Source organism: Polaribacter sp. Z022 (assembly GCF_023555495.1).
Lineage (GTDB): Bacteria > Bacteroidota > Bacteroidia > Flavobacteriales > Flavobacteriaceae > Polaribacter.
Map to the genome: position 1 here is coordinate 293,582 of NZ_JALCZO010000002.1, position 14,302 is coordinate 307,883.

Genomic DNA, 14,302 nt, shown 5'->3' on the forward strand with positions numbered 1-14,302 from the left:
TTATTGTGTTTTATCCTCCAACACGTTTTACTTTAAAACCTTTGTCTTTTAACATTGTCATTATTTTATCTCTATAATCTCCTTGAATAATTATTTTATCATCTTTAAAACTTCCTCCAACAGAAAGTTTTGTTTTAATTTCTTTAGCTAAAATTTTAAAATCTGATGTTGCACCTGTATATCCTTCTAAAATTGTTATTGGCTTTCCTTTTCTTTTTTCATACTTACAAATAATAGGATCGTCTTGTAGCCAAATATTCGATTTTTCTTTTACAGGTTCTACTGTTTCTTCATGATCAGGAAACAGGTTTTTTAATTGATCTTTTAAATCCATTTTGTTTAGTTTGCAGTATTCAGTTCTCAGTGAGTAACTAATTGTAAAATTTAATTATTTATTATTCTATTTATTGGCAATTAAGTTTAGCCCTGATTGAAACGGCATCCTTTTTTTATTTTTCTTAAAAAAAGATATAGTGAAAAGCAGGAAACAGCTACTTCTAAAAATAGTTTCAGTAGTAGTAATCAGTCAGTTTTGTACTGTAAACTGATTACTTTTTCAATCCTAACTCTCTTAAACGCTCATCTAAAAACTCTCCTGCAGTAATATCTTCAAATTGTTTTGGGTTTTCATCATCAATACAGTTTTCTAAAACATCTAATTTCATGTCAGAAACAGGGTGCATAAAAAACGGAATTGAATAACGAGAAGTACCCCACATTTCTTTTGGAGGGTTAACAACTCTATGGATTGTAGATTTTAATTTGTTATTACTATGGCGTGAAAGCATGTCTCCAACATTTATCATTAATTCATCTGGTGCAGCCATTGCATCAATCCAATCTCCTTCATGGTTTTGAACTTGTAACCCTTTTCCTTGAGCCCCCATTAATAACGTTATTAAATTAATGTCTCCATGGGCTGCAGCTCTTTCTGCACCTTTTGGTTCAGTAGCAATAGGAGGGTAATGAATTGGACGTAAAATACTATTACCGTTTTTAATATAATTATCAAAATATGTTTCTTCTAAACCTAAATGTAAAGCTAAAGAACGTAAAACATATTTTGCTGTTTTTTCTAACATTTGGTAAGTTTTTTTACCAACTTCATTAAACTTTGCTAATTCATTAACAGTAACATTTTCTGGATATTCGTTTGCATATTTAGAGTCTCTATCTACATATTGACCAAAGTGCCAAAACTCTTTTAAATCTCCTTCTTTTTTTCCTTTAGCAGATTCTTTACCAAAAGAAACATATCCTCTTTGACCTCCAATTCCTGGAATTTCATATTTTTCTTTTATTTCTATAGGTAAATCAAAAAAGTTTTTAATTTCTTCATATAAATTTTTAACTAATTGATCATCTAAAAAATGACCTTTTAAAGCTACAAAACCAATGTTTTCATAAGCATGACCAATTTCGTCTATAAATTTTTGTTTTCTGCTTTCATCTGAAGATAGAAAGTCTGCTAAATTTACACTAGGTATTTTATTCATGATTTTTTAAATTTTAAAAAATAGAGTTGCTAAAGTTAATAAAAATTCAATAAAACTGAATTCTTACTTTTTCTTAAAGGGAATTAAATAGGTAATTGTATAGTTAAATCCAAAACCTGTATTACTTTCAAAAATTCTATTAAAACCAGGAGCATATAAGGTTTTAAAGTTTTCTTGATCTTTTACACTCATTAAAATTTTATACGAACCTGTAAAAGTTAAGAAGAAGTTTTTAAATGTTTCTGTTCTAAAACCGACTACAACTTCAGACCAATGAGCATTTAAACCAGTTTCTGTAACAGCAGTGGTATTGATGTTTGAAGGGAAATAGTTTCCGGAAGTAATATCTGTAATATTATTTTCATTAGAAACATTTGGTGTATAGCTATTTAAAGTTTGTTCAAAAAGGCTAAATCCATAACGATATCCTAAAATGATTTCATTATTCATGTCTAACCAATTTTGATAAGCATTAAAATTGAATCCTAAACGAATATAATTTCCTTTAGCAGTTGAGTTTGTATAGTCTTCTGCTGTAGTTTCTTCTTCAAAACCAATTTCTGCTGCAACATAAAAGTTTTTATTTATTCTGTAATCTCCTACAATTTCAAATCCACTATAAGAACTGTTAAATTGAGCTAAAATAGGTTTACTAATATCAACACCAAGTCTTAAACCATAATTGGTTTTATATACAGTTGAATCTTTTTTAGCATTTATTAATGTATCTTTTTTTTGTTCTTGAGAAAATCCATCAACAAAAACAAATAGTAAACAAATACTAATAATATATTTTAACATGTGCTGCATCTTGATTGTCTATTGTTGTTAAAGTAGCTGGTGTAAATTCTGTAAACCAAGTGTTATCTGAGGTAAAAGTAACATCGTTAAATAGAACTCTATAACCACAAGAACGAGAAACGTATTCTTCTTCTGTTGTATAATTTATAGTAAAAGTTTCTACATCTGTTCCATTAGAAAGTTTGTATACAGTTTCTGTTGCTAAACTATTTAAAGGAATGTAAATAGAATCTGAACTTACACCATTAAAAATAGTGTCTTTACCATCTGCCCAAACATATAATTTTGTTACACTTTTTGTAGTTGTTTTATCTACGTCATCGTAAAAACGTAAAATTAAATTTGGAGTTACTGGATTTTGTAAACAGAAATCATCTTTTTCGCAAGAAGTAATAGCGAATAGAATTATTCCGATAAATAACAATGTTTTTTTCATACTAATCTTCTTCTTCAACTTCTACAATTACATTAATTGCTTTTGCTAATTTAAAATCTAATTCTGTAACGCCTTCTGCATCATGAGTAGTTAGTTTTATTTCTAAAACATTGTAAATGTTTGTCCATTCTGGATGATGATTTAATGCTTCACATTCAAAAGCAATTCTGTTCATTGCAGACATACAATCTTTAAAATTATCGAACTCAAAATCTGTATGTAAAGCATTATCATAAAAATCCCAATCTTGAAGAGATTCTAGTTTTTTATTGATTTCGAAATCTGTGAGTTTTTTCATTGAAACAAAAAATATTAGTGATCAAAAGTAATTATAATGTAACGTACACACAATTAAAATATTCTAAATATCCTTATTTGTAGGGATAAAAAAAATGAAATAGCTACTTAATTTTACAATATTAAACTTAAACAAATATAATTATGAAACTATTTAAAAAACTTTTTGTTGCTTTTTTATTTTTAACAGCAACTTTTTTTTCAAGCTGCGAACTTTTAGAAGATGTTAGTTCAGGATCTTATGTTCATTTTCATATTGATGAATCTAGTGATGTATCTGTAGCAAAAATTACTGTAGATGGAGTAACTAAAAGTCTTTATAAAGCAGGGAATATTAATGCTTGTGATGGAGGAGATTACATTGCTTTAGCTACTTTTTATAGTACAGCTTCTTCAATGAATTATGTGGTGAAAAATTTTAATGGAGATGAACTAGCTTCTGGAAGTGTGTCTTTGGGGGAAGAATGTATAGATTTTACCTTTAATTAAACAAAATGAAAAAGATTAAAATTTATATATTATTGATGTCATTGACTTTTACAAGTTGTGCTGAATTATTAAGTGCTTTGTCATCAACTAATACTGGAATGGGAGGTAAATGTTCTCGAAATGTTGTTACAACTTATGCTTATAATTCGAGAGAAGGTAAATATGAGTCAGGAACTATTATCGTTGTAAATAGAAAAGGTAAAAATGTGGCAACATCAGAAAGAAGATGGGCCCAGAATAAACAAAGAGAATATATAAATAGAGGAAAGTATATTACTTATTACGATACTAGTCCCTATTCTGGAGCAAAATATAAGTTTTCAGTTTATTGCAGTAATTGGCACTAATTTATTTTCTTTCAAACAAAACCACAGTTTCTATATGACTCGTGTGTGGAAATTGATCTACTAAACTAATTTTTTTAATTAGATAACCAGCTTCTCTTAATAACTCTGTATCTCTAGCCTGAGTTGCAGGGTTACAAGAGACATAGATCATTCTGTCAGCATTTAAATCAATAATTTTTTTCAATGTTTTTGGTGCAATTCCTGCTCTTGCAGGATCTAGAATTATGGTTTTAATTTTGTTTTTATACTCTGGATGTGCAAATAAAAATTTACCAACATCTGCAGCATAAAATTTTAAACCATCAATATTATTTCTTTTTGCATTTTTTTGAGCGTCTGCAATTGCAGAAGCAACAATATCTACTCCAACAATTTTTGCGTTTTCACTTCTAGAAGCTACGATTTGACCAATTGTTCCTGTTCCACAAAATAAATCCATAACTACAGTATTATCTACTTTAGATTTATCTTCTAAAACATAATCTACTACTTTAGAATATAGTTTTTCGGCACATTTTGGGTTTGTTTGAAAAAAACTTTTCATACTGATTTCAAAATTCAATCCTAACAATTCTTCTACAATTTTGTCTTTACCATAAACTAGATCTAAACTTCCTGCAGTTGCAATAGTTCTGTCTCCAGTTTCATCATTAATTGTATGTAATAAACCTGCTAACCTATCTCCAAAAATATCTTTTAAAAATGATGCAAATTTGTTTAAATCAAATTTTTCTAAATCAGGAGATGTAGTTACTAAATTACAAAGTAATTCGTCTGTTTTATAAGATTTTCTAACTACAAAATATCTAAAAAAACCTTCTTTTCTTGGTCCATGCCAAGGTTGTAAACCTGTATCTTTACAATATTGACGAATATTTTTTAGATTGTCTTCCATTTGCTTATCAAACAAACCAGAATCTTTTTCTAAATTATCTCCCATCCACCAAACTCCACGTCTTTTAAAACCTAAAGTAAACTCATCTTTATCGGTTTTATTAATTCTATCATAACCAATGGCAGAGAAACCATATTCCATTTTGTTTCTATAATGAAATACGTTTGGTGATGCTATAAATTCATCAAATAAATCTTCAATGTTTTCTACTTTACCAATTCTTTTAAATAAAGATAAAGTGCTTTCTTTTTTATATTGATGTTGTAAATGAATAGGTAATTGAATGTAAGGAGCCCCAGGAATATCTTGATAAGGAACTTCAACTTCGTCTGTAGAGTGCTCTAAAACATCAATTAATTTAGCTTCAGCATATTTTTTACTAGACTTGCTAATTTGTGCTTTAACCAATTGCCCAGGTAACGTATTTGGAATAAAAACAACAAAACTACCTTCTTCAGAATGTATTCTTGCAATTCCTTTTCCGCCAAAGGCGTAATCTTCAATTTTTAATTCTAAAACTTGATTCTTTTTTACAAACTTATTTCGTTCTCTACGTGGCATTCTAATTGGTTTATTGGGTTGCAAAATTAGCTAAAATGATGACTAAAATAATGAAATAAAAGTAATATTTTGATTATCTTTAAAAGGAACGAAAATATGACTTTTTAAATAGGTTTTATTTGAGTTTTATGTTAGTAGAATTAAATTTTAATTTTTGTATTATGAAAAACTTTATGGATAATTCAGATGAATTTATAAAAGGAAAACTTGATAAAGAAACAGCTAAAATATATGCAGAATTAGAAGAAAAAAACATTTTTGTTCAGATGTTAAACTTGTTTACAGGTAAACAAAAATGGGTTATGACAATTATGATGATTTTTAGTTTAATTGTTTTAATGCTGTTAATTTATTCTATAAATAATTTTATAAATGCAACAGAGTTAGTAGCATTAATAAAATGGGGAGGAGCTTGTTTACTATGTGTTATATTTATGGTAATGATGAAATTATATTCTTGGATGCAAATGCATAATAACAACTTGTTAAGAGAAATAAAGCGATTAGAATTGCTATTGTCATCAAGATCTAAATAGTTTTTTAGTTCAATTATTATTTTACTATTTTTGCGCAACTTCGGGGATGATTTCTTTCCCACGCTGAATTTTCGATTTTTCTTTTCGAAAGGATAAAGGTAGAATAGGAATGGTTATTTTATAAATTTAAAACAATAAAAATGGCTGTTTTAGACCACATTTCATCGCAAGAAGCGATGGCATTAGAAAACAAGTATGGAGCGCAAAATTATCATCCACTTCCAGTAGTATTAAGTAGAGGTGAAGGTGTGCATGTATGGGATTTAGAAGGTAAAAAATATTATGATTTTTTATCAGCATATTCATCTGTAAATCAAGGGCATTGTCACCCAAAAATAGTGGAAGCAATGAATAAGCAAGCTCAAACACTTACACTAACTTCTAGAGCATTTTACAATGATATGCTAGGTAAGTACGAAAAATTTATTACCAATTATTTTGGTTTTGATAAAGTATTGCCAATAAATACTGGTGCAGAAGCAGTAGAAACTGCATTAAAAGTTTGTAGAAAATGGGCTTATGAAGTAAAAGGTATAGATACAAACAAAGCAAAAATAATAGTTTGTAAAAATAATTTTCATGGAAGAACAACAACCATAGTTTCGTTTTCTAACGACCCAGTTGCTCGTAAAAACTTTGGACCTTTTACAGATGGATTTATTAAAATTGAATACGATAATCTAGTTGCTTTAGAAGAAACTTTAGAGAGTTCATCTGAAATTGCAGGTTTCTTGGTAGAGCCAATACAAGGAGAAGCTGGAGTTTATGTACCAAGTGAAGGGTATTTAGCAAAAGCAAAAGCCTTGTGTAAAAAATACAATGTATTATTTATTGCAGACGAAGTACAAACAGGTATTGCAAGAACTGGTTGTATGTTAGCTGTAGATCATGAAGAAGTAAAACCAGATATTTTAATTTTAGGAAAAGCTTTAAGTGGAGGTGTGTATCCAGTTTCTGCAGTATTAGCAGATAACGAAATAATGAATGTAATTAGACCTGGAAACCATGGAAGTACTTTTGGTGGTAACCCTGTAGCAGCAGCTGTTGCAATTGCAGCATTAACTGTTGTTAAAGATGAAAAACTTACTGAAAATGCAGAACGTTTAGGTAAGATTTTTAGAGAAGAATTAAATAAGTTTATAGAAACTTCTGATTTGGTTAACCAGGTTAGAGGTAAAGGGTTGTTAAATGCAATAGTTATTAATGATGATGAAGATAGTGATACTGCTTGGAATATTTGTTTACAGTTAAGAGACAATGGTTTGTTAGCAAAACCTACTCATGGAAATATTATTCGTTTTGCACCACCTTTGGTAATGAATGAAGAACAATTAATGGATTGTATTTCTATAATTACAAAAACTATATCTGAGTATAAAAAATAACGATATTAATTTTTTTTGAAGCCACAATTTCCGAATTTAATTTCGCGATTTTGTGGCTTCTTTTTTTTGCTTATTTTTGATGTAAACCAAAACGTTAGATTTTTATTATGAAAGATAATCCTATTACACAATTAGAACAATTAACATTAACAAAGGCTTCTAAAAATTTTTTAAGAGAAACTGCAAGATGGGCAAAATTCTTAGCTATTATTGGTTTTATATTAATTGGTTTAATGTTGGTTTTTGCAATGTTTGCAACTACAATTTTTGATATGGCAGCAAAAATGCAACCTGGGGTTCCTGAATATTTAGGTTTAACAATGACTATAGTTTACTTGGTTTTAGCAATAATTTATTTTTTTCCTGTTTATTATTTATTACAGTTTTCTGTAAAAATGAAAAAAGCATTAACATCTAAAAATGATGAAACTTTAGCCAAAGCTTTTGAGATGATAAAATCTCATTATAAGTTTTTAGGAGTATTTACAATTATCACAATATCTCTTTATGTATTATTATTTATAGTTTCTGCTTTTGGAGCATTATAATTTTAAGTATAAGTAATAAAAAAGGGAAGCTTACTGCTTCCCTTTTTTATTTTACATTATTTAGTTTTTCTTTTTTTTGCCAAATAAACCACCTAAAACATCTTTTACTTTATTAGTAGTATTATTTTGTTTTGTTGTGTCTTTTTTAGTGGTTTTGTTTCCAATTAAATCTAATAATTTATCTTTTCCTTGATTTAATAAATTTGCTTTCTGTTTCGCTACCAAATCTTTAATTAATGTACTTGTAGCATCTTTAAGGTTAGAAGAAAAATTAGGATTTGTAAAGCTTCCTTTTAAGGTTCCTTTTACTGGAATACTTTTTATTGAAGCAGCATCTTTAGGAGTTAATTTAGATATTAAATTGGTTACTTCAGAACCTAAATATTTTACAGGTACATCAAAAATAATATCATAATTCATAGACTGGTCAAAACCATGGGTACCACCAATTTCCATTTTAATGTCTTTGTAAGTTAAGGGTATTGGTTTTACAGTAACCAAGCCTTTATTAAAAGAAAAAACACCATTAATTCCATCTAAATTTAAATTGTCAATGTTTAAAAAATCGACTTTATTATCTAATAAAGAAAGTACTTTAGAGTTATTGCTATTAAGTTTTGGTTTTAATAATTTTCCGAATAAATTACCAGAAATAGTTTTTAAATCTGGTGTCATATCTTCATTTAAAAAACCAGAAAGTGTAATTTTAGAATTTATTTTTCCATCAACAGTTTTTGCAATAGGAGCAATAGATTTTAACATGTCTAAAGTGCTAAAAGAATCGCCAATATTTAATTGTTGTAAGTCTAAATCCATTTTAAATTTAGAGGTAGTTTCTTGTGTGTTTATGGTTCCGTTTAAAGCAATATTACCTCCAAAAATATCCGACTTTAAATCTTGCAACTCTACAGTTTCGTTTTTAATAAAAAGATCTCCAGAAACGTTGGTTAGATTAATGTTGTCATAAACTACTTTTTTAGCATTTGCATTTAATTTTACATCTAAAAAAGATGGAATTTTTAATGAAGAAGTTGTTGTGTTTTCTTCTTTTGATGAGCTTTCTGCATCCACAAAATCGGCAACAATTAAATTGTTAGAACTTAAATTAAAATTTCCTTTTAAAACTTCGTCTTTAAAAATGAATCCATAGAAATTATTTAGATTTCCTTTTATAGAAAGGTCTGAAGTTCCTGTTTTTGCTTCAAACTCATTTAGTTTAATAGAGTTAGAGTTAAACGAAACCGATGTTTTATCTATAAAAAATGGGTTAGCAACATCATTACCTTCGTATTTAAAATTACTCATAGAAATTTTTCCAGAGTTTTTAATTTTTTCATAATTTCCTTTTTCAACAGAATTCATATCAAAATTTGTTGAAATATTTGCGTTTAAAATTCCTGCCAATTCTTTTTTTAATGAAGCAGGATATACTTTACCAATATTGGCTAAATTAATAGTTCCTTTAGCAGCTATATTTATATTAGGATTTGTAGTAATATTTTTGATACTTCCGTTTGCAGAAAATTGGTCTTCATCAATTTTAAAGTTTAATTTATTAATAGAAATATAGGTGTCTTTTACAGAACCTGTTTTATTAATTATTTTAGAATTGATATTAATATTTTTTACAGATTTTGGTAAGTCTGCATACTTAAAAAGTGCGTTTTTTGATGCAATATTAATATCAAAAGCAGGAATTGTGTTTTCGGATAAAGTTCCTTTTACGTTTCCATTAATTTCAAAATTCCCTTCAGTTTTAATAGTGTTTAAATTTCCTGCATACTGTTTTGGTAATAAAGCCAACGCATTTTTAAAAGATGAAGTTGGCGTTTTAAAACTAAGATTATAGAATTGATTTTCATCAACTAATTGAATAAAGCCATTAAATTTTAAAGGTAATTGGTTAATAAAACCTGTGTTTTCTTTAAAAGTGTATTTGCTGTTTTTTAAATCGATTCCTAATACAGCATCTAAAGAGATATTTACATTATTAATGTAGTTGGTTTTGTCTAAATCAAAAGATAAAACTGCAGTTGTTTTAGTATCAAGGTTAAAAACATCTTCAGCTAAATTTCCTTTTCCAATATGATTAATTTTAGATAAACTAAGCTTTGTATTTGTACTTCTATCAATGTAATAAAAGTTGATGTTTTCTAAAGAATATTCATCAATATTTAAAGAAAAAGAACTATCTGAAGTTGTGTTTGTTTTTTCATTATTTTCTTTAGCAATGTCAAAATTTCCATTTCCTTTTTTGTCGAAAATAATATTGATATTTCCGTTGTTAGAGGTAATACTTTTTATAGAAATTGGTTCATTTTCTTTTTTAAAAAGTTCCATTATTTTCATGTCTAAACTCAACGTTTGTGCATTAAATAATGTATCTCCAACAAAAGGAGATTTATTAGCAATAGCTAAATCTTTAACGGTTAAGCTTACTAGAGGAAAGCTCTTAAGTAAACTTAAATCTGCATCTTTAAAAGTAACATTAGCATGTACATTATTATTAATGGTGTTGCTAACCATTTGTACAATTTTATCTTTAAATAAATATGGAATTGAAACCAATATAATTACAAGAATAATGGCAATTACAGAAAACCATTTTAAGATTTTTTTGCCTATAGGTTTTTTCTTTTTCTCGGAATTTATCATTGATGTTTTCTTGATTTAATGTGCTTGCAAAAATATAATATCTATATATTTTGTAATGTTTATAGAACGTTAAATAAGTTAGAATATTCTATAAAAAAAAACACAGTAAAATCTAAAGAATTTACCGTGTTTAATATGTGTTTTATGTTAAATAATATTATTTAAACATATCCATTCCTGGTATATTTGGCATTCCATCTTTGGCAGCAGCAGCCATTTCTACTTCATTAATTTTAGTTGCTTTTTCTATAGCTTTATTTAGGGCTATTATTAAGTAATCTTCTAGTTCTTCAGCATCAGCAAGTAAAGACTCGTCAATAGAAATAGCTTTAATTTCTCTGTTAGCTGTAAGTGTTATTTTTAGTTTTCCATCTGTAGATGCTTCATCAACCAAAACAGAATTTAATCTAACTTTAGTTGCTTCAACTTTTTGTTGTGCATCTTTTAATTTATTCATCATTCCAGATAAGTCTCCAAACATAATTTTGTCTTTTTAATTTTTTGCAAATTTAGTGTTTTATATAGAAATTAATTTACTTTAAAAATGAAAAGAATAGTTATTTCATTTATGGTTTAAGCCTTACATTTGCAATCGCTTCTAAAAACGAGAACATGAAAAGTACAGATGCCTTATTTCCTATAGCAGATAAAAAGCCTACAAAGTTAGAAAAACATGGAGATATAAGAATTGATAATTATTTTTGGATGCGTTTATCTGATGAGCAAAAAAATGCTGAAATTAAAGACGCCCAAACAGAAAAAGTAATACGTTATTTAGAAGAAGAAAACGAGTATTATAAGGCTATTACAAAAGATACTAAATCATTTCAAGAAGATTTATTTGAAGAAATGAAAGGTAGAATTAAAGAAGATGATTCTTCTGTTCCTTATGAAGATAATGGCTATTTTTATATTACTCGTTATGAAACAGGGAATCAATACCCAATTTTTTGTCGTAAAAAAGGAAATTTAAAAGCAGAAGAAGTTGTTCTTTTTAATGTAAACGAAATGGCTAAAGATTTCGATTACTATCAATTAGGAGGTTTAAATGTTTCTCCAAATAATAAATTGGTGGTTTTTGCAACAGACACTGTTAGTAGAAGACAATATTTTTTACGTATTAAAAATTTAGAAACTGGCGAGATTTATGAGGATGTTATAGAAAACACAACTGGAGGTTCTGTGTGGGCAAATGATAATAAAACAATTTTTTACACCAAAAAAGATCCAGTAACTCTTAGAAGTGTAAAAATTTACAGACATGTTTTAGGAACTCCAACTTCTGAAGATGTTGAGGTTTATCATGAAAAAGATGAAACATTTGGAACTTATGTAGCAAAATCTAAATCAAATAAATACATTTTAATTGGTTCTTATAGTACAGTATCTACAGAATCACAATATTTAGATGCAGATAATCCTACAGGTTCATTTACAGTTATACAGCCAAGAGAAAGAGATTTAGAGTATAGTGTTTCTCATTTTAAAGATCACTTTTATCTTTTAACTAATAAAGATAAAGCTACCAATTTTAAATTAATGAAAACTCCAGTTAATAATACTGGTAAAGAAAATTGGATAGACGTAATACCACACAGAGAAGATACTTTATTAGAAGATTTTTCAATTTTTAAAGAGTATTTAGTTTTAGAAGAACGTACAAACGGATTAAATAAAATAAGAATTAAACGTTGGGATAAAACAGATGATTATTATTTACCATTTACAGAAGAAACATATTCTGTTGGTGTTTATGCAAATCCAAATTTTAATACAGATACCATTCGATATTCTTATAATTCTTTTACAACACCAAGTTCTGTTATAGATTTTAACATGAGTAAAAAGACTAAAGATGTTAAAAAAGAACAAGAAGTTTTAGGAGGGAAGTTTAAAAAAGAAAACTACACAAGTAAACGTGTTTGGGCAACAGCAAGAGATGGCAAAAAAGTAGCTATTTCTTTAGTTTATCATAAAGAAACTAAGTTAAATAAAAACACACCAATATTACAATATGCTTATGGTTCTTATGGATATACCATTCCAGATAGTTTTTCATCAACAAGATTAAGTTTATTAGACAGAGGTTTTGTTTATGCATTAGCACATATTAGAGGAAGTGAATATTTGGGAAGAGAGTGGTATGAAGATGGTAAAATGTTAAACAAGAAAAATACTTTTAACGATTTTATAGATTGTTCTCATTTTTTAATTGATAACAATTTTACTTCACCAAAACATTTATATGCTATGGGAGGTTCTGCAGGAGGATTGTTAATGGGAACTATTGTAAATATGAACCCAGAATTGTATAATGGAATTATAGCATCTGTACCTTTTGTTGATGTAATTTCTACCATGTTAGATGAAAGTATACCATTAACAACAGGAGAATATGATGAATGGGGAAATCCTAATGAAAAGGAATATTATGAGTACATAAAATCATATTCACCTTATGATCAGGTAACTGCAAAAGAGTATCCTAATATTTTGGTTACAACAGGTTTTCATGATTCTCAAGTACAATATTGGGAACCAGCAAAATGGGTTGCTAAATTACGCGATGTTAAAAAAGATAATAATTTACTTTTATTAGATACAAATATGGAGGCAGGCCATGGAGGTGCTTCTGGACGTTTTGATTCTTTAAAAGAAACTGCTAAAATGTACACGTTCTTTTTAGCGCTAGAAGGTAAAATAAGCAACCTTAAAATTAAGTCTTAAATCAATTTAAATATTTAAAGTATTAAACGTACTTTTGCGATTGAAATCGAAGAAAAAATAAATGTCATTTCAAGTTTAATGTGATCATTTCTTGTAATGACATTTACTTTGAGAATAGTGATAGTATGACTAGAAATAAAGGAATTACAAATTCAATTTTAGAGTTAGTAGGTAACACACCTCTAATTAAACTTCATAAAATAACCAAAAATCTAACTGGTTCATATTACGCAAAATTTGAAGCTTTTAATCCTGGGCATTCTGCAAAAGATAGAATTGCACTTCATATTGTAGAAGATGCAGAAAAGAAAGGAATCTTAAAAAAAGGAGCTACAATTGTAGAAACTACTTCAGGAAATACTGGTTTTAGTTTGGCAATGATAAGTATTGTAAAAGGATACAAATGTATTTTAGCAGTAAGTGATAAATCTTCTAGAGATAAAATAGATTTATTAAAATCAATGGGAGCAGAGGTACATGTTTGTCCTGCAAATGTGCCTCCAGAAGATCCAAGATCTTATTATGAAGTAGCCAAAGCAATTCATAGAAAAACAAATAATTCTGTATATATAAATCAGTATTTTAATGAATTAAATATAGAAGCTCATTATAGAACTACTGGACCAGAAATTTGGGAACAAACTAATGGTAAAATAACGCACTTAGTAGTAGCTAGTGGTACTGGAGGTACAATTTCTGGTACAGGTAAGTTTTTAAAAGAACAAAACCCCAATATTAAAGTTTTAGGTGTAGATGCAATAGGTTCTGTTCTTAAAAAATACCATGAAACAAGAGAGTTAGATTTAAATGAAGTAAGTCCTTATAAAATAGAAGGTCTAGGAAAAAATCTAATACCAACTGCAACAGACTTTGATATTATAGATGTCTATGAAAAAGTGTCTGATAAAGATGCTGCTTTAGAAGCTAGAAAAATAGTAAAAAAAGAAGGAATGTTTCCAGGTTATACAAGTGGTGCTGTAATGAAAGCAGCAAAACAGTATGATAAAAAAGGAATGTTTAATGAAGATAGTTTTGTAGTATTAATATTTCCAGACCATGGATCACGTTATATGAATAAGATTTATAGCGATGATTGGATGAAAGAAAACAACTTTCTTTAAGATTATTG

15 protein-coding genes are annotated in these 14,302 nt (G+C 27.9%); 7 read left to right on the forward strand and 8 right to left on the reverse strand.

Features of this window, described 5'->3' with window-relative positions; genetic code table 11:
* Positions 1–10: 10 nt before the first annotated feature.
* The 5 genes from MPF13_RS05095 to MPF13_RS05115 form a co-directional block, all read right to left on the reverse strand.
* Positions 11–334 carry a translation initiation factor gene (locus MPF13_RS05095; RefSeq protein WP_249981250.1) on the reverse strand — a complete coding sequence of 108 codons (324 nt, stop codon included), beginning with the start codon at positions 332–334 and terminating at the stop codon, positions 11–13.
* Between the two features lie 214 nt (positions 335–548).
* Positions 549–1,496 (reverse strand): isopenicillin N synthase family dioxygenase, encoded by a 948-nt coding sequence (locus MPF13_RS05100; protein WP_249981251.1) that lies wholly within the window; start codon positions 1,494–1,496, stop codon positions 549–551.
* 63 nt (positions 1,497–1,559) lie between these two features.
* Positions 1,560–2,297, reverse strand: coding sequence for a DUF6048 family protein (locus MPF13_RS05105; RefSeq protein ID WP_249981252.1), 738 nt, complete (start codon positions 2,295–2,297; stop codon positions 1,560–1,562).
* Positions 2,278–2,733: a DUF6452 family protein gene (locus tag MPF13_RS05110; RefSeq protein WP_249981253.1), complete on the reverse strand. Its 456-nt coding sequence runs from the start codon at positions 2,731–2,733 to the stop codon at positions 2,278–2,280. The genes MPF13_RS05105 and MPF13_RS05110 overlap by 20 nt, the downstream gene beginning before the upstream one ends.
* Before the next feature lies 1 nt (position 2,734).
* Positions 2,735–3,031: a 4a-hydroxytetrahydrobiopterin dehydratase gene (locus MPF13_RS05115; protein WP_249981254.1), complete on the reverse strand. Its 297-nt coding sequence runs from the start codon at positions 3,029–3,031 to the stop codon at positions 2,735–2,737.
* 143 nt (positions 3,032–3,174) lie between these two features.
* On the opposite strand from MPF13_RS05115, the gene MPF13_RS05120 reads away from it, so the two are divergent.
* Together MPF13_RS05120 and MPF13_RS05125 are read left to right on the forward strand one after the other, a co-directional pair.
* Complete coding sequence (locus MPF13_RS05120) at positions 3,175–3,519, forward strand: hypothetical protein (RefSeq protein WP_249981255.1); 345 nt, start codon at positions 3,175–3,177, stop codon at positions 3,517–3,519.
* Between the two features lie 35 nt (positions 3,520–3,554).
* Positions 3,555–3,866, forward strand: coding sequence for a hypothetical protein (locus MPF13_RS05125; RefSeq protein ID WP_249981256.1), 312 nt, complete (start codon positions 3,555–3,557; stop codon positions 3,864–3,866).
* A 1-nt stretch (position 3,867) separates the two neighbouring features.
* On the opposite strand, the gene rlmD is transcribed toward MPF13_RS05125, so the two are convergent.
* Positions 3,868–5,322, reverse strand: coding sequence for a 23S rRNA (uracil(1939)-C(5))-methyltransferase RlmD (gene rlmD, locus MPF13_RS05130; RefSeq protein WP_249981257.1), 1,455 nt, complete (start codon positions 5,320–5,322; stop codon positions 3,868–3,870).
* A gap of 161 nt (positions 5,323–5,483) precedes the next feature.
* On the opposite strand from rlmD, the gene MPF13_RS05135 reads away from it, so the two are divergent.
* The 3 genes from MPF13_RS05135 to MPF13_RS05145 all read left to right on the forward strand — a co-directional run bounded on the left by MPF13_RS05135 (position 5,484) and on the right by MPF13_RS05145 (position 7,791).
* On the forward strand, positions 5,484–5,858 hold the full coding sequence (locus MPF13_RS05135; RefSeq protein WP_249981258.1) for a DUF6768 family protein: 375 nt from the start codon (positions 5,484–5,486) through the stop codon (positions 5,856–5,858).
* A gap of 140 nt (positions 5,859–5,998) precedes the next feature.
* Positions 5,999–7,243: an ornithine--oxo-acid transaminase gene (gene rocD / locus MPF13_RS05140; protein ID WP_249981259.1), complete on the forward strand. Its 1,245-nt coding sequence runs from the start codon at positions 5,999–6,001 to the stop codon at positions 7,241–7,243.
* 107 nt (positions 7,244–7,350) lie between these two features.
* The gene (locus tag MPF13_RS05145; RefSeq protein ID WP_249981260.1) at positions 7,351–7,791 is read left to right on the forward strand and encodes a DUF5362 family protein; all 441 of its coding nucleotides are present in this window, start codon (positions 7,351–7,353) and stop codon (positions 7,789–7,791) included.
* A 60-nt stretch (positions 7,792–7,851) separates the two neighbouring features.
* On the opposite strand, the gene MPF13_RS05150 is transcribed toward MPF13_RS05145, so the two are convergent.
* Positions 7,852–10,446 (reverse strand): AsmA family protein, encoded by a 2,595-nt coding sequence (locus MPF13_RS05150; RefSeq protein ID WP_249981261.1) that lies wholly within the window; start codon positions 10,444–10,446, stop codon positions 7,852–7,854.
* Between the two features lie 157 nt (positions 10,447–10,603).
* Positions 10,604–10,927, reverse strand: coding sequence for a YbaB/EbfC family nucleoid-associated protein (locus MPF13_RS05155; RefSeq protein WP_249981262.1), 324 nt, complete (start codon positions 10,925–10,927; stop codon positions 10,604–10,606).
* A 131-nt stretch (positions 10,928–11,058) separates the two neighbouring features.
* Here MPF13_RS05155 and MPF13_RS05160 point away from each other — a divergent pair, with 131 nt between their 5' ends.
* Complete coding sequence (locus tag MPF13_RS05160; RefSeq protein WP_249981263.1) at positions 11,059–13,173, forward strand: S9 family peptidase; 2,115 nt, start codon at positions 11,059–11,061, stop codon at positions 13,171–13,173.
* Between the two features lie 125 nt (positions 13,174–13,298).
* On the forward strand, positions 13,299–14,294 hold the full coding sequence (capA, locus tag MPF13_RS05165; RefSeq protein WP_249981264.1) for a cysteate synthase: 996 nt from the start codon (positions 13,299–13,301) through the stop codon (positions 14,292–14,294).
* Positions 14,295–14,302: the final 8 nt, after the last annotated feature.

Coding starts and splice junctions, on each gene's coding strand:
- MPF13_RS05135 (WP_249981258.1), top strand. CDS start 5,484: ATGAAAAACTTTATGGATAATTCAGATGAATTTATAAAAGGAAAACTT.
- MPF13_RS05100 (WP_249981251.1), bottom strand. CDS start 1,496: ATGAATAAAATACCTAGTGTAAATTTAGCAGACTTTCTATCTTCAGAT.
- MPF13_RS05125 (WP_249981256.1), top strand. CDS start 3,555: ATGTCATTGACTTTTACAAGTTGTGCTGAATTATTAAGTGCTTTGTCA.
- rlmD (WP_249981257.1), bottom strand. CDS start 5,322: ATGCCACGTAGAGAACGAAATAAGTTTGTAAAAAAGAATCAAGTTTTA.
- MPF13_RS05110 (WP_249981253.1), bottom strand. CDS start 2,733: ATGAAAAAAACATTGTTATTTATCGGAATAATTCTATTCGCTATTACT.
- MPF13_RS05150 (WP_249981261.1), bottom strand. CDS start 10,446: ATGATAAATTCCGAGAAAAAGAAAAAACCTATAGGCAAAAAAATCTTA.
- MPF13_RS05105 (WP_249981252.1), bottom strand. CDS start 2,297: ATGTTAAAATATATTATTAGTATTTGTTTACTATTTGTTTTTGTTGAT.
- capA (WP_249981264.1), top strand. CDS start 13,299: ATGACTAGAAATAAAGGAATTACAAATTCAATTTTAGAGTTAGTAGGT.
- MPF13_RS05120 (WP_249981255.1), top strand. CDS start 3,175: ATGAAACTATTTAAAAAACTTTTTGTTGCTTTTTTATTTTTAACAGCA.
- MPF13_RS05115 (WP_249981254.1), bottom strand. CDS start 3,031: ATGAAAAAACTCACAGATTTCGAAATCAATAAAAAACTAGAATCTCTT.
- MPF13_RS05145 (WP_249981260.1), top strand. CDS start 7,351: ATGAAAGATAATCCTATTACACAATTAGAACAATTAACATTAACAAAG.
- MPF13_RS05095 (WP_249981250.1), bottom strand. CDS start 334: ATGGATTTAAAAGATCAATTAAAAAACCTGTTTCCTGATCATGAAGAA.
- MPF13_RS05160 (WP_249981263.1), top strand. CDS start 11,059: ATGAAAAGTACAGATGCCTTATTTCCTATAGCAGATAAAAAGCCTACA.
- MPF13_RS05155 (WP_249981262.1), bottom strand. CDS start 10,927: ATGTTTGGAGACTTATCTGGAATGATGAATAAATTAAAAGATGCACAA.
- rocD (WP_249981259.1), top strand. CDS start 5,999: ATGGCTGTTTTAGACCACATTTCATCGCAAGAAGCGATGGCATTAGAA.